This window comes from Telluria sp. AZSoR62 (assembly GCF_058111565.1).
The window spans coordinates 215172-233656 of sequence record NZ_JBYTST010000010.1 but is presented as its reverse complement, the minus strand read 5'-3'; the positions used below and the strand labels follow the sequence as shown (position 1 = coordinate 233656).

Here is an 18485-nt window from a genome sequence, read left to right as displayed (position 1 = left end):
GGCGACGTCTACCTCGACGGCGTGAAGAATTCGCTGGTGCGCGCCGAAAGCCGCATCGTGGCCGTGGTCGGCGTCGAGGACCTGATCGTGGTCGAGACCCAGGACGCGGTGCTGGTCACGCACAAGAGCCAGGTTCAGCGCGTCAAGCAGGTGGTCGACCACCTCAAGTCCAAGTCGCGCACCGAGCACCTGCACCACACCAAGGTCTACCGCCCGTGGGGCCATTACGAAGGCATCGATGCGGGCGACCGCTTCCAGGTCAAGCGCATCACCGTGAAACCGGGCGAGAAGCTCTCGTTGCAGATGCACCACCACCGGGCCGAGCACTGGGTCGTGGTGTCGGGCACGGCGCGCGTGACCTGCGGCGAGAAGGTCAGCCTGCTCTCCGAAAACGAGTCGACCTATATCCCGATCGGCATGAACCACCGCCTGGAAAACCCGGGCAAGCTTCCGCTGCACATCATCGAAGTGCAGTCGGGCAGCTATCTCGGCGAGGACGACATCGTCCGCTTCGAGGACATCTACAAGCGCGCCTGATACCCGGGCAGTGCGCAGGACAGGGCCGCCGCGGAACAGGTGTTCGCGGCGGCCTTTTTTCTGGCCGCTGTTGACCGGAACACCGTGTCGACCTTGATGCACGCGTCGGCTTCCGTCTTGTCGAAACAAAACTGCCTCAATAAGTTAACGAGCAACTTAATGAGGCAGCTTCAATCTGAGGTAGTCGTAAGTCCTTGGGGATTACGCGTCCGGCAGCACCACGTTCACATCCAGCACTTCCAGGTTGCCCTGGCGGTCGAGCGAGATCTTGATGTCGTCCGCGTTGACCTTGGTGTACTTCGAAATGACCTCGATCAGCTCGCGGTGCAGCGCCGGCAGGAAGTCAGGCCCGGCGCGGTTGGTGCGCTCGCGCGCGATGATGATCTGCAGGCGTTCCTTGGCAGCCGTGGCGCTCTTCTTTTTCTCCGGGAACAGGAAATTGAGCAGTGGCATATCACTTCGCTCCAAAAATACGCTGGAACAGGCCCGGCTTTTCGTAGCTGGTGAAGCGCAGCGGACGGTCTTCGCCCAGGAAGCGGGCAATCACGTCCTCATAGGCGTCGGCCACGTCGGTACCCTTGAAGTGGATCGCCGGGTTGCCCTGGTTCGAGGCGTGCAGCACCGATTCCGATTCCGGGATGATGCCGATCAGCGGGATGCGCAGGATTTCCTGCACGTCCTGGTAGGACAGCATTTCATCGGCTTCGACGCGCTTGGGCGAGTAGCGGGTGATGAGCAGGTGCTCCTTGACCGGCTCCGAACCGCTCTGGGCGCGGCGCGACTTGGCCTGGATGATGCCGAGGATGCGGTCCGAATCGCGCACCGACGACACTTCCGGGTTGGTCACGATGATCGCTTCGTCGGCGAAGGTCAGAGCCATCAGCGCGCCGTGCTCGATGCCGGCCGGCGAATCGCAGATGATGAACTCGAAGCCCATCTGCACCAGGTCGTTCAGCACGCGTTCCACGCCTTCTTCGCCCAGCGCATCCTTGTCGCGCGTCTGCGACGCCGGCAGGATGAACAGGTTGTCCGTGTGCTTGTCCTTGATCAGCGCCTGGTTCAGGGTCGCTTCGCCATTGATCACGTTGATGAGGTCGTAGACCACGCGGCGTTCGCAGCCCATGATCAGGTCGAGGTTACGCAGGCCGACGTCGAAGTCGATGACCACGGTCTTGTGGCCGCGCAGGGCCAGGCCGCTGGAGAAGCTCGCGCTCGAGGTGGTTTTGCCCACACCGCCCTTGCCGGACGTTACAACAATAATTCGTGCCACAAATAAGTCCTTTACAGTATCTAGCAGTATCGAGGCCAGGGTTACGCGCGCGCTGTCGCCGGAGCCAGCGATGATATATCGAGACGGTCGCCCACGAGCCGAATTTGTGCCGGCTGGCGCGTCAGGTCGTTGGGGAAACCGTCGTCGAAGGTGCGGTACACGCCCGCGATCGACACCAGTTCCGGCTGCATCGACAAGGCGAAGATGCGCGCTTCCGGGTTGCCGGATGCGCCCGCGAGCGCCCGGCCATTCAGTGGTGCATACACATGGATGCTGCCGTCGGCAATGATTTCCGCACCATTGTTGACGACCGCGGTAATGATCAGGTCGCTGCCGCGCGCATACACGCGCTGGCCGGCCCGCACCGGGGTATCGATGATCATGGCCGACACCGGCAGCGGCGCAGGCGCCGCGCTCGGCGCCGGTTCGACCGGTACCGGATCGGGCGCTGGAGCGGCTTCCACCACCGGTGCAGGCGCGGGGGCCGCCACCGGGGCCGGCGCCGCCTCCGGGGCGCGCACGCCGCTCGAGCCATCGTCCAGCGACAGGCCATGGGCGCGGATCGCCTCTTCCATGCCCGGTGCGGCGCCGCGCACGGCGACCGCGTTCAGGCGGTATTTCTTCAACAGCGCCACCAGGGCCGGCCAGTCGATGCTCGGTGCTTCATGCGCGATGGCGGCGACGTCGATCACCGCGAACTCGTCTTCGAAGAAGTCCGAGACCCCGCCGGTCATCTGATGCAGCGCGCCATCGATCGTGGCCGGATCGGCCGAATGCAGGATCGTCGAAATGGCGACGACCGTGGAGATCTTGATTTCGATGGGCAGCGAGGTTGGGGTTTTCGTCATAAAGCAGTCTGGTTGGCGTTGCGCTCGTGCATTCTACTGTGAAAATTGACCAAAAGGAGAGTTGCGTACACATCATTCCAGTAGGAAACGAACCTTGTCGCCACCGTTCAAAAACGACCTGACAACACCAACAGGCTGGCGTAGCGGGCGGTTGTAATCTGTGGATTAGCTGATAAGATTGATTTTCCTCAAACGTGGGTACGGCACGCACCTTAAGATGCATGGTTCGCAACCTGCAGTCTCAACAAATCCCCGGCCAGAGCCGGGACTAGGGAGAATCAACATGGAAGACGTCGTCATCGTGGCCGCCGGCCGCACTGCGGTCGGTAAATTCGGCGGTTCGCTGGCCAAGATCCCTGCAACCGAGCTCGGCGCACAGGTGATTCGCCAGCTGCTGGCCAAGACCGGCATCGATCCTGCCTCGGTCAGCGAGGTCATCATGGGCCAGGTGCTCACCGCCGGCGCCGGCCAGAACCCGGCGCGCCAGGCCGTGATCAAGGGCGGGCTGCCCGACATGGTGCCGGGCATGACCATCAATGCCGTCTGCGGCAGCGGCCTGAAAGCCACCCACCTCGCGGCCCAGGCCATCAAGAGCGGCGACGCCCAGATCGTCATCGCCGGCGGCCAGGAAAACATGTCGGCTTCGCCGCACGTGCTCAACGGCTCGCGCGACGGCTTCCGCATGGGCGACGCCAAGCTGGTCGACACCATGATCGTCGACGGCCTGTGGGACGTCTATAACCAGTACCACATGGGCGTCACCGCCGAGAACGTCGCCCGCAAGTACGAAGTGTCGCGCGCCGAGCAGGACGAATTCGCGCTGCAGTCCCAGCTCAAGGCCGAAGCTGCCCAAAAAGAAGGCAAGTTCAAGGACGAGATCCTGCCGATCGAGATCCCGTCGAAAAAAGGCGCGATCGTCTTCGACACCGACGAGTATCCGAAGCACGGCTCGACCCTGGAGGCGCTGTCCGGCCTGCGCCCCGCCTTCAACAAGGAAGGCACCGTCACCGCCGGCAACGCCTCCGGCCTGAACGACGGCGCGGCCGCCGTCATCATGATGAGCGCATCGAAAGCGAAAGAACTCGGCTTGAGCCCGCTGGCCCGCATCAAGGCCTACGCCTCGGCCGGCCTGGACCCGTCGATCATGGGCATGGGCCCGGTCTCGGCCACCCGCCTGTGCCTGCAGAAGGCCGGCTGGACCCACGAAGACATCGACCTGATGGAAATCAACGAGGCCTTCGCTGCCCAGGCCATCGCGGTCAATAAGGAAATGGGCTGGGATACGTCCAAAATCAACGTGAATGGCGGCGCCATTGCGCTGGGCCACCCGATCGGCGCCTCCGGCTGCCGCGTGCTGGTTACCCTGCTGCACGAAATGGTGCGCCGCGACGCCAAGCGCGGGCTGGCCAGCCTGTGCATCGGCGGCGGCATGGGCGTGGCGCTGGCGGTGGAGCGCGACTGATATACGACTGAGGGAACGGGCAGCCGCGCACGGCGCCCGGTTTGATGTAGCACTGACGACAATAAAATTGGAGAAGACAATGGCTAGAGTTGCATTAGTAACGGGTGGCATGGGCGGTCTGGGCGAAGCGGTCTGCATCAAGCTGGCGGCGCTGGGATACCGTGTCGTCACCACCTTTTCGCCGGGTAACACGAAAGCCGATGCCTGGCTCAGCACCATGCGCGAGCAAGGCTTCGACTTCAAGGCCTATGCCTGCGACGTCTCGGACTACGACTCGGCCCAGGAATGCGTGCGCAAGATCGAGCAGGAAGTCGGCCCAGTCGACGTGCTGGTCAACAATGCCGGCATCACCCGCGACATGACGTTTAAAAAGATGGACAAGCCGAACTGGGACGCGGTCATGAAGACCAACCTGGATTCCGTGTTCAACATGACCAAGCCGGTCTGCGACGGCATGGTCGAGCGTGGCTGGGGCCGGATCATCAACATCTCGTCCGTCAACGGCCAGAAGGGCGCCTTCGGCCAGACCAACTACTCGGCCGCCAAGGCCGGCATGCACGGCTTCACCAAGGCCCTGGCCTATGAAGTGGCGCGCAAGGGCGTGACGGTCAATACCATCTCGCCGGGCTATATCGGTACCAAGATGGTGATGGACATCCCGAGCGAAGTGCTCGAAACCAAGATCATCCCGCAGATCCCGATGGGCCGCCTGGGCAAGCCGGAAGAAGTCGCCGGCCTGGTGGCTTACCTGTCGTCGGATGAAGCGGCGTTCGTCACTGGCGCAAATATCGCGATCAATGGCGGGCAGCACATGCAGTAATTGCCGCTTGTCGGCGCTCGAAGCACCGCTGCGGCGGTGCTTTTTTTTGCCATTCCTGAGCCACTGGAACAGCCGTACCTCGTAGGGTGGGCGCCAATTGGTTCACTGGCCTATCTGGCCTACCCACGTGTTCAACCACCATTAGAATATTCGCATCGTATCGTTCAACGAAAGATTCTCATGCACACCCTTCCTCGCGACGGCCTCGCCCTCTCCAGCCTCGATGAACAACTGCTCCCACCCGGCACCAAGGGCCTCCCGATCACCGAACCCCTGCGCCAGGGCGCCATCGCCGTCCAGGCCTGGAACATCCTGCGCGGCGACACCTCCTTCCCCGTCGCCGTGCTCAAGGAATCCGCGCTGCAGCACAACCTCGCGTGGATGAAGAATTTTTGTGAACGCCACGGCGCCACGCTGGCTCCGCACGGCAAGACCACCATGAGCCCGCAGCTGTTCGGCGCCCAGCTGGCCAATGGTGCCTGGGGCATCACGCTGGCCTCTGCTTGCCAGGTGCAGGTGGCGCACCGGTTCAACGTGCGCCGCGTGCTGCTGGCCAACCAGCTGGTGGCGCGCGCCGACATCGAGGCCGTGCTGGCCCTGCTGCATGACGACCCGGATTTCGAATGCTTCGTGCTGGCCGATTCCCTGGACGGCGTATCGCGCCTGGCACGAGCGGTGCAGGCCCGCGCCCTGGCGCGCCCGCTGCCGGTGCTGGTCGAGCTGGGCCTGGCCGGCAAGCGCGCCGGCTGCCGCACGCCTGAAGAAGCATTGGAGGTAGGGCGCGCGATCGCCGGCGCTGATGGCCTGGTGCTCGCCGGTATCGAAGGCTATGAAGGCCTGCTGGTCAGCGACGATGTCGACGCCGATGTGCGCGCCGTGAACGCTTTCGTGGCCGGCCTGGTGGACCTGGTGAAGACGGCCGACGCCGACAATTTATTCGGCAGCGCCGAGATCCTGCTGTCGGCCGGGGGCTCGGCCTATTTCGACCTGGTGGCGCGCGGCTTTGCCGGCGTAGCGAATCTTTCGCGCCCGGTGCGCGCCGTGCTGCGCAGCGGCTGCTATCTCACCAGCGACCACGGTTCCTATCACCGCCTGCTGGGCCGGCTCGATGCGCGCGAGGCGCGGCCGGAAGAGGGGCTGCGTCCCGCACTGGAAGTATGGAGCACCGTGCAATCGCGTCCCGAACCGGGCTTGGCCATCCTCACCATGGGCAAGCGCGACGCCTCCTACGACATCGAGCTTCCGATCCCGCTGTTCATGCACCGCCCCGGCAGCGACGCCAAGCAACCGACCGCGCTGCCGCCCGGCTGCGCCATCGTCAAGATGAACGACCAGCACGCCTATTTGGCGCTGCCGGAAGGCGAGATTCGCGACCAGATCAAAGTGGGCGACCTGGTCGGCTGCGGCATCTCGCACCCGTGCACCACCTTTGACAAGTGGCAGGTCTTGCTGGCGGTCGACGACGCCTACACGGTGACGCAGGCGCTGAACACCTTCTTCTGACAGGGGCCGTACGCTACAATCGGCACCTAGCCTGCCGAGAGAGCCGCCATGCCCGCCACACCGCCGTCACTGTTCCCCCCGATCCAGCCCATCCGCCACGGCCAGCTTGCCGTCGACGAGCTGCATACGATCTACTGGGAAGAAGTCGGCAACCCCAACGGCATCCCGGTGCTGTTCCTGCATGGCGGACCGGGCGCCGGGCTGTCGCCCCAGCACCGGCGCTTCTTCGACCCGAACGCCTACCGCGTGATCCTGTTCGACCAGCGCGGCGCCGGCAAGTCGACGCCGCTGGGCGAATGGCGCAACAACACCACCCAGCTGCTGGTCGACGACATCGAGCGCCTGCGCGCCATGTTCGGGATTCACCAATGGCTGGTGTTCGGCGGCTCCTGGGGTTCGACCCTGGCGCTGGCCTATGGCCAGGCCCACCCGGAGCGCTGCCTCGGCTTCGTGCTGCGCGGGATCTTCCTGTGCACGAAAGCCGAAGTCGACTGGTTCCTGCACGGCGTCCAGTGGTTCTATCCCGAGCTGTACGAAGAATTCGTGGCGCCGATCCCGGTGGCCGAACGCGGCGACCTGCTCACTGCCTATACCTCGCGCCTGTTGTGCGACGACCCCGAGGTCTACTGGCCGGCGGCGCGCGCCTGGAGCCGCTTCGAAGGGCGCCGCGTGTTCCTGCTGCCGCAACCCGAGGAAGCCTCGTCGGACGCGCTCGACCTGGGCGTGGGCCGGCTCGAATCGCACTACATGCTGCACGGCGCTTTTTTAGCAGAAGACCAGCTGCTGCGCGACGTCGGCCGCATCAGCCACCTGCCGGCGGTGATCGTGCAGGGCCGCTACGACGTGATCTGCCCGCCGCTGTCGGCCTGGCGCCTGCACCAGGCCTGGCCCGGCGCGAAGCTGCACATGATTCCCGACGGCGGCCATGGCGCGCTGGAGACCGGCATCGCGCGCGCCCTCGTCGGCGCGACCGAGCAGTTCAAGCGCCACGGACGCTTCGATTGAGCGCTGTCGGGCTGCCCGGCCCCTACCGCGGCTGCTACACTAAGGCTACCCTGACCAACATGCACGCTACCCCATGAATATCCAGATCAGCGACATCGGCCACGTCATCCAGCTGGCGATCGCGCCGGTCTTCCTGCTCACTGGCGTGGCAACCAAGCTGACCGTGCTGACCAACCGCCTGGCGCGCATCATCGACCGCACCCGCGTGCTCGACGAGCGCCTGGCGCATGGCGCCGACGAGCAGTTCTTCTCCGAACGAGAAACGCTCTATACCCGCGCCCACCTGATCAACACCGCCATCACCTCCAGCACCGCCTGCGGCCTGATGGTCTGCCTGGTGATTGCCCTGCTGTTCCTGGGCGATACCACCAACCTGCCGCTCGACCAGTACATCGCCGGCCTGTTCGTGATCGCCATGCTCGGCCTGATCAGCAGCTTCGTCTTTTTCCTGCGCGAGATCTTCATCGCCTCGCGCTTCATGCGCCTGCAGCACACGCTGTCGCTCAAGCAGTCCCGCTAACGCTTCACTCGAACGGTTTTATCCCATGCACGACTACCAACGCCCCCCGACCCTGTACCGCTACGCACCGCAGGACGAACTCGAAGCCGCGCTGCGCGGCCAGTTCCGCCTGCTGCCCGATGGCGGCTTCCTGGCCCTGTCGTTTTCGACTGCCTGGGACAAGCAGCTGTTCGACGTATTCAGCCCCGCCGACCGCTGCCTGGTGATCCACAATACCGAGGAATTCGGCGAACGCCTGCACCGCGCGGTGCAGCGCACCCTGCCCAACTGGGCCGGCATCGACGGCCAGGTGGAATACGGCCAGCGCTCGCCCCTGGGCGCGGCCTTTTCCAAGAGCCTGGGCATGTCGCGCGAGAAGGAATGGCAGTTCGCCTGGCGCTCGATGTCGCCGGGCGCCAGCCTCAATCCGGTCGTGATCAACATCGGCAATATCGAGCAGTTCGCCGAATTGCGCGAGCGCGACTTCCGCCCGTCCTGAGGCGCGCGAGCGGTTTAGTAACATCCCTCCACGAAATCACGGTGTAATGCCGTGATGACGCATTCCACCTATCCCCATCTCCTCGCCCCGCTCGACCTCGGATTCACCACCCTGAAGAACCGGGTGATCATGGGCTCCATGCACACCGGGCTCGAAGACCGGTTCTACAACTACGGCAAGCTGGCCGCCTTCTACGCCGAACGCGCGCGCGGCGGCGCCGGCCTGATCGTCACCGGCGGCATCTCGCCGAACCGCCAGGGCTGGCTGCTGCCTTTCGGCGGCACCCTGAATTTTTTGGGCGACGTGCCCAACCACCGGCGCGTCACGCGCGCGGTGCACGCCGAGGGCGGCAAGATCGTGCTGCAGGTCCTGCACGCCGGCCGCTACGGCTACCAGCCGTTCGTGGTGTCGGCGTCGAGCATCAAGTCGCCGATTTCGAAGTTCAAGCCCAAGGCGCTCGACGCGCGTGGCATCGAGCACACCATCGCGTCTTACGCGCGCTGCGCGAAACTGGCGAAAATGGCCGGCTATGACGGCGTCGAGGTGATGGGCAGCGAAGGCTATTTGCTGAACCAGTTCCTGTGCGCGCGTACCAACAAGCGCACGGATAGCTGGGGCGGCTCGATCGAGAACCGCATGCGCCTGGCCGTCGAGGTGGTGCGCCGCATCCGCGCCGCGGTCGGGCCCGACTTCATCCTGATGTACCGCCACTCGGTGCTCGACCTGGTCGAAGGCGGCAATACCTGGGACGAGGTGGTCGCCGTGGCCAAGGCCCTGGAGGCGGCTGGCGTGACCATCCTGAACACCGGCTATGGCTGGCACGAGGCGCGCGTGCCCACCATCGTCACCTCGGTGCCGCGCGCGGCCTTTGCGCAGGTTGCGGGCCGGCTGCGCGCCGAGGTGGGCATTCCGGTGGTGGCCTCGAACCGCATCAACATGCCGGGCGACGCCGAAGCGCTGCTGGCGCAGGGCAGCGCCGACCTGGTGTCGATGGCGCGGCCCTTCCTGGCCGATCCAGACTGGGTCGCCAAGGCCGCCGGCGGCCGGGTCGACGAAATCAATACCTGCATCGCCTGCAACCAGGCCTGCCTGGACCACACCTTTCAAAACAAGCGCGCCAGCTGCCTGGTCAATCCGCGCGCCTGCCACGAGACTGAACTGGTGTTCCGCAAGTCGGCGCGGCCGCGCCGCGTTGCGGTGGTCGGCGCCGGACCGGCCGGTCTGTCGGCAGCCACGGTTGCTGCCGAATGCGGCCACCGGGTCACGCTGTTCGATGGGCTCGGCCACATCGGCGGGCAGTTCAACGTGGCGATGCGCGTGCCGGGCAAGGAGGAATTTGCCGAGACCATTCGCTATTTCGGCCGCAAGCTGGAGTTGACTGGCGTCGACGTGCGCCTGGGTGTCCGCGTCACGCGCGAGGAACTGCTGGCCGAAGGCTTCGACGACGTGATCGTCGCCACCGGCATCGTCACGCGCAAGCCGAAGATCGAGGGCATCGACCACCCGAAGGTGCTGAGCTATCTGGACGTGCTGCGCGACGGCAAACCGGTGGGCCGCAAGGTGGCCATCATCGGCGCCGGCGGCATCGGTTTCGACATGGGCGAATTCCTGGTGCACGACCCCGGCGTGCCGCTGCCGGTGCCGTCCGCGCACTGGATGGCCGAGTGGGGCGTCGACCCCGCGTCGAACACGCCGGGCGGCCTGGCGCCGCCGGTGGCGCCGCATCCGCCGCGCCAGGTGTGGCTCCTGCAGCGCAAGACCACGCGTCCGGGCGCGGGCCTGGGCAAGACTTCGGGCTGGGTGCACCGCGCCACCCTGGTGCGCAACGGCGTGCAGATGCTGGCCGGGGTGCAGTACGACCGCATTGACGACGCCGGCCTGCACATCACGGTCGGCGGCGAGCGGCGGGTGCTGGAGGTGGACAACGTGGTGATCTGCGCGGGGCAGGAGAGCCTGGCGGACTTGATGCCGGCGGAAGGAGCAAACGGCGGGCCGCGCTTCCACAAGATCGGCGGAGCGGCGCTGGCGGCGGAGCTCGATGCGAAGCGGGCGATACGGGAGGGGGCGGAGCTGGCTGCGCGCTTGTAAGCTGGGCGGCTTGGCCGCCTGCGCGTTCACAGCACACCAGGTCAGCCAGCGGGGCATAGCACCCGCCAGCTATCACCGCGTGGGCAGGATCTGCCCACCCTACCGGCCGCCGTTCAATCGGCGGCCGCGCTTATTTTTTGCGAACGACCACGCACCCGATCGAATACCCCGCCCCGAACGAGCAGATCACGCCGTTCGCGCCGCTCGGCATGTCGTCCTGGTACTTGTGGAAGGCAATGATCGAGCCCGCCGACGAGGTATTGGCGTAGGTGTCGAGAATCACCGGCGCTTCGCCCGGCTCGGCGTCGCGGCCCAGCAGGGTGCGCGCGATCAGCAGATTCATGTTCAGATTGGCCTGGTGCAGCCAGTAGCGCGACACGTCCTTGATCTCCAGGCCGGCGTTCTTGACCGTGTCGGCGATCATCTCGGCCGCCATCGGGCAGACTTCCTTGAACACCTTGCGGCCCTGCTGGCGGAACAGCTTGTCGGGCGCGCCGATGCCGGCTTCGTCGAAGCGGTTCATGAAGCCGAAGTTGTTGCGGATGTTGTTCGAGAACTTGGTCTTGAGCTTGCTGTCCAGGATCTCCCACTGGTGCGCGCCGGTAGCGGTATCGGCTGCTTCCACGATGACCGCGGTGCAGGCGTCGCCGAAGATGAAATGGCTGTCGCGGTCGCGGAAGTTCAGGTGGCCGCTGGTGATTTCCGGGTTCAGCATCAGGACTGCGCGCGCGCGGCCGCTGCGCACCGCGTCCACCGCCGTCTGGATGCCGAAAGTGGCCGAGGAGCAGGCCACGTTCATGTCGAAGCCGAAACCGTCGATGCCCAGCAACTCCTGCACCTCGACCGCCATGGCCGGGTAGGGGCGCTGCATGTTGCTGCAGGCGACCAGCACCATGTCGATATCGGCGGCCTGCTTGCCGGCGCGCTCGAGCGCTTCGCGCGCGGCGGCCACGCACATCTCGGCCTGCAGCGACACTTCTTCGTCCGCACGTTCGGGAATGCGGGCGGTCATGCGGGCCGGATCCAGGATGCCTTCCTTTTCCATCACGTAGCGCGACTTGATGCCGGAGGCTTTTTCGATGAAGCCGCTGCTCGAGGCTTCCAGCGCGGTGACCTCGCCGGCCGCGATCGCCGGCGCGTTTTCCTGGTTGAACAGCTCCACATAGGCGTTATAGGCCGTCACCAGCTCGTCGTTCGAGATGGAATACGGTGGCGTAAACAGGCCGGTGCCGCTGATGACGACAGGTTTCATGGTGGGGGACTTTCAAAGAAAATAACAGGCGTTAGCCGGAAGATGCGGCGATTCTACACGCTCGCGCCGGGCCTGGGAATTGGCTGGCCCGACAACAAGGCGCCTGGTTTGCTCAGCGCGCGTGCTGGGCCAGGGTGGCGCCGCCGGGCCGGCGCGAGAGCTGCACCGGCTGGCCCTTCAGGTGGCGCAGCGCTTGCGCCAGCTGGAAGTCGCTGGCGCTGCCGTAGTCGAGCGGCTTGCGCTGGCGCGCCTCGGCCAGCAGCCGCATCTGTTCTTCGATATCGTCTTCGCGGGTGGCTGTTTCGCGTTCGCGGTCGTTCGACAGGTGGCGGTCGAGGTCGGCCTCGCGCATGCGCAGGGCGTTCAAGCCGTCGCCGTCGCTGGTTTCGTCGACGGCCAGGTCGGGCAGGATGCCGCGCGCCTGGATCGAGCGCCCGGCCGGGGTGTAGTAGCGCGCCGTGGTGAGCTTGACCGCGGCGTCGTGGCCGATCGGGCGGATGGTCTGCACCGAACCCTTGCCGAAGGTCTGGCTGCCGAGGATGGTCGCGCGCTTGTAGTCCTGCAGGGCGCCGGCGACGATCTCGGAGGCCGAGGCCGAGCCGGTATTGACCAGCACCACCATCGGCAGGGTCTTGAAGGTGTCCGGCAGGTTCGAGAGCGGATCGCCCCCGCTGCGCAGCATGTAGAACTCGGGACGTCCATAGAAGCGCTGGCGCGAATCGGCCAGCTGGCCATTGGTCGAGACGATTTCGGCGTCTTTCGGCAAGAAGGCCGCGGCCACGCCGATCGCGCCCTGCAGCAGGCCGCCTGGATCGTTGCGCAGGTCGAGCACGATGCCTTTCAGGTCCGGGTCCTGGCGGTATAGGGCCTGCAGCTTGGCGGCCATGTCGTCCACGGTCGGCTCCTGGAACTGCGCGATGCGCAGCCACGCATAGCCCGGCTCGACCATTTTCGCCTTGACGCTTTTCTGGACGATTTCGCTGCGCACGATGGCAAAGCGCAGCGGGGCAGGGGACTCCTTGCGCGTGATGGTGAGCGTGACCCGGGTGCCGGGTTCGCCGCGCATGCGCTTGATCGCTTCGTCGATCGGCAGGCCCTGCACCGGATGGCCGTCGATCTGGGTGATCAGGTCGCCCTCCTTGATGCCTGCGCGCCAGGCGGGGGAGTCTTCGATGGGAGCGACGATCTCCACATAACCGTCTTCGCTTTCGGAGATCTCGATGCCCAGGCCCACGAAGCGGCCCTCGGTGCCTTCGCGCAGCTCGCGGTAGGCGCGCGGGTCGAGGTAGGCCGAATGCGGGTCGAGCGAGGCGACCATGCCGGAAATGGCTTGCGACAGCAGCGCCTTGTCTTCGACCGGTTCGACATAGGTAGCCTTGATGACGCCGTAGACGTCGGCCAGCTGGCGCAGCTCGGCCAGCGGCATGCCGGCGTCGACGGGCTTCTGGGCCAGGGCGGAAAACTGCATGGTCAAGGCGACCCCGGTGATGGCGCCGAGGCCGACGAGACAGGAATTCTTGAAAGTGGAGCCCATGGTTCACCCGGTATGGCCGCACGCGGCCGTCACGCATGAGATAGCGCCAGTCCAGTATAAACCCGATCATCGGGCGTCGTCTGGATCCGGCCAAACTTCGAAGCAATACATATGGCTGGCCAGGCCGCTGTTACGACTTCTTCAGCTTGGTAAGCAATTGTAAGAGTCCAAGCGAGCGCGAGGGGTGCGTCCTATAGTCAATCTCAGTTTTTCTCTCTCTCTCCACTTTTGAAGTGGTCTTGCCCGCGGCCCCCTCCGCGGGCTTTTTTATGTCCCGTGTTTTTTCATCCTGTTGACACTTTCCGGGAGTAAATCGATTTGGCGCTTGACGTTGTTGTGGCGTACCAACACATGCATATGCAATAACACCCAGCTTGCATGTATCGAAAAGTAAAAAAGCGGCGATGGCCGTTGCCGCCTGTTGCGCACGGGCTAGAATGGGCCTCAGCCCTGCCGTCCCGGACGGCGGGCGCACCTACCGGGGTTGCCCCCTAAGTACAACAATAAAGAAGCATGAAGACACTCGTATCGATCGCCTGCCTGGCGATGCTCGGCCCGGCCGCAGCCCACGCCGGTGGCCAGTCGGCCGACCCTGGCGCAGCGCAGGCCGCCCAGGACACTTCTCCTTCCGCCCAGGCTACCGCGCCCGCCCCCGTGACTTCCAAGGCCCCGGCCGGCGGCGACAAGCTGCAGCAGACGACCATCGGCCACAGCCGCGCCAACACGGCGCGGTTCGTGACCGTGCCCGAAGTCTTTACCTCTACCCAGGCGCGCACCCACGCGACTGTCGGCGTGCGCCTGGAGCTCAAGCTCTGATGACGCATATTTTGACGAGCAGCCACAAGCCGCTCATTTTCCAGCAACCTTCCCAGCAACCGAGGACATCCCCGTGAAGCGACTCCTTTTGAGCACCCTGACCCTGTCGATGATGGCGGCCTTCGCCCATGCGGCAGACCCTGCCCCTGCCAAGCCGGCCGGCGCGCCGATCTCCGGCATCGACACGCAGTACATCGACACCAGCGTGCGTGCGCAGGACGACTTCTTCACCCACCTGAACGGCAAGTGGCTCAAGTCCACCGAGATCCCGAGCGACAAAGCCAGCTGGGGCACCTTCATGAAGCTGCGCGACGACACCACGCCGCAGATCAAGGCGATCATCGAGGCCGCCCAGGCCGACAAGTCGGCCAAGGCAGGCAGCGAAACCCGGAAGATCGGCGACCTGTACGCCAGCTACATGGACGAAGCGCGCCGCGAAGCCCTCGGCACCAAGCCCCTGACCGGCGAACTGCAGAAGATCCGTTCGCTCAAGGACAAGAAGGCGCTCCCAAGCCTGGTGGCGCACCTGTCGAAGATCGGCGTGTCGACCCCATACGGCATCTACGTCAGCCAGGACATGCGCAAGTCGAGCGAGCACGTCGTGTACATCTCGCAGAGCGGCCTCGGCATGCCGGACCGCGACTACTACCTGAAGCAGGACGACGCCAAGCTGGCCGAAGTGCGCGCCAAATACCTCAAGCACGTCGAGCAGACGCTGGCGCTGGCCGGCGAAAAGGATGCCGCGGCCCAGGCCAAGGCCATCGTCGATTTCGAGACCGAACTGGCCAAGGTGCAGTGGACCCGCGTCGAGAACCGCGACCCGGTCAAGCGCTACAACAAGATGAGCGTGGCCGAGCTGGGCCAGCTGGCGCCGGGCTATGACTGGAAGGCGGCGCTGGGCGCGGCCGGCATCGGCAACAAGGTCGACACCCTCATCGTCAACCAGCCGAGCTATTTCAAGGGCCTGAACGAGGTGCTGGCCAAGACCGAGCTGTCGACCCTGAAGTCCTACTTCGAATGGCAGCTGCTGCGCGAATTCTCGCCGGTCCTGTCGAAAGCCTTCGTGGCGCAGAGCTTCTCGTTCTACGGCACCGCGCTGTCCGGCGTCTCGGAGCAGGCGCCGCTGTGGAAGCGCGGCGTGGGCACGGTCGAAAGCTCGCTGGGCGAAGCGCTCGGCAAGCTGTACGTGCAGCAGCATTTCCCGGCCGAGCGCAAGGCGCGCATGGAAGAGCTGGTGAAGAACCTGATCATCGCCTACGGCCAGTCGATCGACAACCTGGAGTGGATGAGCCCGGAAACCAAGAAGGAAGCCCGCGCCAAGCTGGCCAAGTTCACCCCGAAGATCGGCTATCCCGACAAGTGGCGCGACTACTCGAAGCTGAACATCAAGCGTGACGACCTGGTCGGCAACGCGATGCGCACCGCGACCTTCCGCTACAACTACCAGTTGAACAAGCTGGGCAAGCCGGTCGACCGCACCGAATGGGGCATGACGCCGCAGACCGTGAACGCCTACTACCGCAGCACCACCAACGAGATCGTGTTCCCGGCCGCGATCCTGCAGCCGCCGTTCTTCGACATGCGTGCCGACGATGCGGTGAACTATGGCGGCATCGGCGCCGTGATCGGCCACGAAATCGGCCACGGTTTCGACGACAAGGGCAGCCAGTCCGACGGCGACGGCAACCTGCGCGACTGGTGGAGCGATGCCGACCGCGCGGCGTTCAAGGCGCGCACCGACAAGCTGGTCAAGCAGTTCAACGGCTTCTCGCCGCTGCCCGGCTATAACGTCAATGGCGAACTGACCCTGGGCGAGAACATCGGCGACAACGCCGGCCTGTCGATCGCCTACAAGGCCTACAAGCTGTCGCTGAACGGCAAGCCGGCCCCGGTGATCGACGGCCTCACCGGCGACCAGCGCTTCTTCATGGGCTTCGGCCAGGTGTGGCGCTCGAAGATGCGTGAAGCCCAGCAGATCAACCAGGTCAAGACCGACCCGCACTCGCCGGGCCAGTTCCGCGCCAACGGCACCGTGATGAACATGCCGGAGTTCTACGAGGCCTTCGGCGTCAAGCCGGGCGACAAGATGTACCTGGCCCCGCAAGACCGCGTGATCATCTGGTAATCTCGCGCTGGCAGGCACAATCTGAACGGGTCGGCGCAAGCCGGCCCGTTCGGCATGACGATAATAGAAAAGACACGGAGAGAACATGAAACGACATTTGCTCAGCGCTGCGGCGCTGGTCCTGGTGGCCTCGCTGGCCCAGGCCGAAACCGGCGCCGCGGCAAGCGCCGGCGCCAAGAGCGGCGCCAAGGCCGCGGCGCTCTCGTCCGGCATCGCGCTGGAATACGTGGAGCCGGCGGTGCGCCCGCAGGACGACTTCTTCCAGCACCTGAACGGCAAGTGGCTCAAGACGGTCGAGATCCCGGCCGACAAGTCGACCTGGGGCGCCTTCCACCAGCTGCGCGACGACACCCTGCCGCAGCTGCGCGCCATCATCGAACGCGCCGCTGCCGACAAGAACGCGGCCGCTGGTTCGGAAACCCGCAAGATCGGCGATTTCTACGCCAGCTACATGGATGAAGCGCGCCTGGAGCAACTGGGCATCTCGCCCCTGAATGGCGAACTGGGCAAGATTGCCGCCCTGAAGGACAAATCCGAGCTGCCGGCAGCCTTTGCCCGCCTCGGCCGCCTTGGCGTGACCGTGCCTTTCGTGTTCTACATCCACCAGGACGCCAAGGATTCGACCAAGTACGTGGCCGACCTGTACCAGGCTGGCCTGGGCATGCCCGACCGCGACTACTACCTGAAGGGCGACGACGCCAAGCTGGCCGACATCCGCGCCAAATACCAGCAGCACGTCGAAAAGCTGCTGGCCATGGCCGGCAACAAGAACGCTGCGGCCGATGCGAAGGCGGTCGTCGACCTGGAAACCGAACTGGCCAAGGTCCAGTGGACCAAGGTCGAGAACCGCGACCCGATCAAGACCTACAACAAGGTCGAGCTGGCCAAGCTGGCCGAGCTGGCGCCGGGCTACGACTGGAACGCCTGGCTCGATGCGGCCGGCCTGAAGGGCAAGGCGTCCTACCTGATCGTGAGCCAGCCGAGCTACCTGAAGGGCTTCGCCGAGGTCCTGGACCGCGTGCCGCTCGAGACCTGGAAGACCTACCTGCAGCTGCATACCGTGAACGGTTACGCCGGCTTCCTGTCGAAATCCTTCGTCGACCAGCGCTTTGCCTTCAACGGCACCGTGCTGTCGGGCATTCCGCAGCTCGAGCCGCGCTGGAAGCGTGCGGTATCGACCCTGGAAACGAGCGTGGGCGAAGCGGTCGGCAAGCTGTACGTGAAAGAGCACTTCCCGGCCGAGCGCAAGGCGCGCATGGAAACCCTGGTGAAGAACCTGCTGGCGGCCTACAAGGACTCGATCAATACCCTCGACTGGATGAGCCCTGCGACCAAGAAGGAAGCCCAGGCCAAGCTGGCCAAGTTCACCCCGAAGATCGGCTACCCGAACAAGTGGAAGGATTATTCGGCGCTCGCCGTCAAGCGCGATGACCTGGTCGGCAACGTGATGCGCTCGCGCGAAGTGGAGTACAACCGCGAGATCAACAAGCTGGGCAAGCCGATCGACCGCGACGAGTGGGGCATGACGCCGCAGACCATCAATGCCTACTACAACCCGGAACTCAACGAAATCGTGTTCCCGGCCGCGATCCTGCAGCCACCGTTCTTCGATGCGAAAGCGGACGACGCGGTGAACTACGGCGGCATCGGCGCCGTGATCGGCCACGAGATCAGCCACGGTTTCGACGACCAGGGTTCCCAGTACGACGGCGACGGCAACATGCGCAACTGGTGGACCGCCGAAGACGGCAAGCGCTTCGCCGAAAAGACCAAGGTGCTGGTCAGCCAGTACGCCGCCTACAGTCCGCTGCCCGGCTATAACGTGAACGGCGAACTGACCCTGGGCGAGAACATCGGCGACAACTCGGGCCTGGCGATCGCCTACAAGGCCTACAAGCTTTCGCTCAAGGGCAAGAAGGCGCCGGTCATCAACGGCTTGACCGGCGACCAGCGCTTCTACATGGGCTGGGGCCAGGTGTGGCGCACCAAGATGCGCGAGCCGGCGCAGATCGCCCAGATCAAGACCGACCCGCACTCGCCGGGCCAGTACCGCGCCAACGGCACCCTGAAGAACCAGCCGGGCTTCTACGAGGCCTTCGGCGTCAAGCCGGGCGACAAGATGTACCTGGCGCCGAAGGACCGCGTGATCATCTGGTAAGCACGTTCTTGCAGCACCAATGAAAAACGGCCGCGATCTGCATCGCGGCCGTTTTTAACTGCGGGTGTC

Annotated in this window: 16 protein-coding genes; 11 read left to right on the top strand and 5 right to left on the bottom strand. The window is 64.9% G+C overall.

Annotation, left to right across the window (positions count from 1 at the left end):
- On the top strand, positions 1 to 537 hold a 537-nt coding region (locus AC3XQU_RS16930; protein WP_489875327.1), incomplete at its 5' end, for a cupin domain-containing protein.
- Positions 538 to 738: 201 nt separating this feature from the next.
- On the opposite strand, the gene minE is transcribed toward AC3XQU_RS16930, so the two are convergent.
- Genes minE through minC form a run of 3 tightly spaced genes read right to left on the bottom strand, consistent with a single transcriptional unit; the run spans position 739 to position 2655 of the window.
- Positions 739 to 990 carry a cell division topological specificity factor MinE gene (gene minE, locus AC3XQU_RS16925; RefSeq protein WP_171085651.1) on the bottom strand — a complete coding sequence of 84 codons (252 nt, stop codon included), beginning with the start codon at positions 988 to 990 and terminating at the stop codon, positions 739 to 741.
- A gap of 1 nt (position 991) precedes the next feature.
- Positions 992 to 1807: a septum site-determining protein MinD gene (gene minD / locus AC3XQU_RS16920; RefSeq protein ID WP_489875326.1), complete on the bottom strand. Its 816-nt coding sequence runs from the start codon at positions 1805 to 1807 to the stop codon at positions 992 to 994.
- A 41-nt stretch (positions 1808 to 1848) separates the two neighbouring features.
- Positions 1849 to 2655, bottom strand: coding sequence for a septum site-determining protein MinC (minC, locus tag AC3XQU_RS16915; RefSeq protein WP_489875325.1), 807 nt, complete (start codon positions 2653 to 2655; stop codon positions 1849 to 1851).
- 283 nt (positions 2656 to 2938) lie between these two features.
- Here minC and AC3XQU_RS16910 point away from each other — a divergent pair, with 283 nt between their 5' ends.
- The 7 genes from AC3XQU_RS16910 (at position 2939) to AC3XQU_RS16880 (ending at position 10531) form a co-directional block, all read left to right on the top strand.
- Positions 2939 to 4117, top strand: coding sequence for an acetyl-CoA C-acetyltransferase (locus AC3XQU_RS16910; RefSeq protein ID WP_489875324.1), 1179 nt, complete (start codon positions 2939 to 2941; stop codon positions 4115 to 4117).
- A 79-nt stretch (positions 4118 to 4196) separates the two neighbouring features.
- Positions 4197 to 4937 (top strand): acetoacetyl-CoA reductase, encoded by a 741-nt coding sequence (gene phbB / locus AC3XQU_RS16905; RefSeq protein ID WP_489875323.1) that lies wholly within the window; start codon positions 4197 to 4199, stop codon positions 4935 to 4937.
- Between the two features lie 180 nt (positions 4938 to 5117).
- Positions 5118 to 6440, top strand: a complete 1323-nt coding sequence (locus tag AC3XQU_RS16900) for an amino acid deaminase (RefSeq protein WP_489875322.1) — start codon at positions 5118 to 5120, stop codon at positions 6438 to 6440.
- 48 nt (positions 6441 to 6488) lie between these two features.
- Complete coding sequence (pip, locus tag AC3XQU_RS16895) at positions 6489 to 7445, top strand: prolyl aminopeptidase (RefSeq protein WP_489875321.1); 957 nt, start codon at positions 6489 to 6491, stop codon at positions 7443 to 7445.
- Between the two features lie 73 nt (positions 7446 to 7518).
- Positions 7519 to 7965 carry a DUF2721 domain-containing protein gene (locus tag AC3XQU_RS16890; RefSeq protein ID WP_489875320.1) on the top strand — a complete coding sequence of 149 codons (447 nt, stop codon included), beginning with the start codon at positions 7519 to 7521 and terminating at the stop codon, positions 7963 to 7965.
- A gap of 25 nt (positions 7966 to 7990) precedes the next feature.
- Positions 7991 to 8443 (top strand): hypothetical protein, encoded by a 453-nt coding sequence (locus tag AC3XQU_RS16885; RefSeq protein WP_489875319.1) that lies wholly within the window; start codon positions 7991 to 7993, stop codon positions 8441 to 8443.
- 54 nt (positions 8444 to 8497) lie between these two features.
- Entirely contained in the window at positions 8498 to 10531 is a 2034-nt protein-coding gene (locus AC3XQU_RS16880; RefSeq protein WP_489875336.1) for a 2,4-dienoyl-CoA reductase FMN-binding domain-containing protein, read from the top strand.
- Positions 10532 to 10661: 130 nt separating this feature from the next.
- Here AC3XQU_RS16880 and AC3XQU_RS16875 read toward each other — a convergent pair whose 3' ends face one another.
- Positions 10662 to 11783 (bottom strand): beta-ketoacyl-ACP synthase III, encoded by a 1122-nt coding sequence (locus tag AC3XQU_RS16875; RefSeq protein ID WP_489875318.1) that lies wholly within the window; start codon positions 11781 to 11783, stop codon positions 10662 to 10664.
- Positions 11784 to 11895: 112 nt separating this feature from the next.
- Entirely contained in the window at positions 11896 to 13317 is a 1422-nt protein-coding gene (locus AC3XQU_RS16870) for a S41 family peptidase (protein ID WP_489875317.1), read from the bottom strand.
- 513 nt (positions 13318 to 13830) lie between these two features.
- On the opposite strand from AC3XQU_RS16870, the gene AC3XQU_RS16865 reads away from it, so the two are divergent.
- From AC3XQU_RS16865 to AC3XQU_RS16855, 3 genes are all read left to right on the top strand, one after another.
- A complete protein-coding gene (locus AC3XQU_RS16865) occupies positions 13831 to 14133 on the top strand; it encodes a hypothetical protein (RefSeq protein WP_489875316.1) in 303 nt (100 codons plus the stop codon).
- A gap of 73 nt (positions 14134 to 14206) precedes the next feature.
- On the top strand, positions 14207 to 16258 hold the full coding sequence (locus AC3XQU_RS16860; protein ID WP_489875315.1) for a M13 family metallopeptidase: 2052 nt from the start codon (positions 14207 to 14209) through the stop codon (positions 16256 to 16258).
- A gap of 85 nt (positions 16259 to 16343) precedes the next feature.
- On the top strand, positions 16344 to 18416 hold the full coding sequence (locus AC3XQU_RS16855; RefSeq protein WP_489875314.1) for a M13 family metallopeptidase: 2073 nt from the start codon (positions 16344 to 16346) through the stop codon (positions 18414 to 18416).
- Positions 18417 to 18485: the final 69 nt, after the last annotated feature.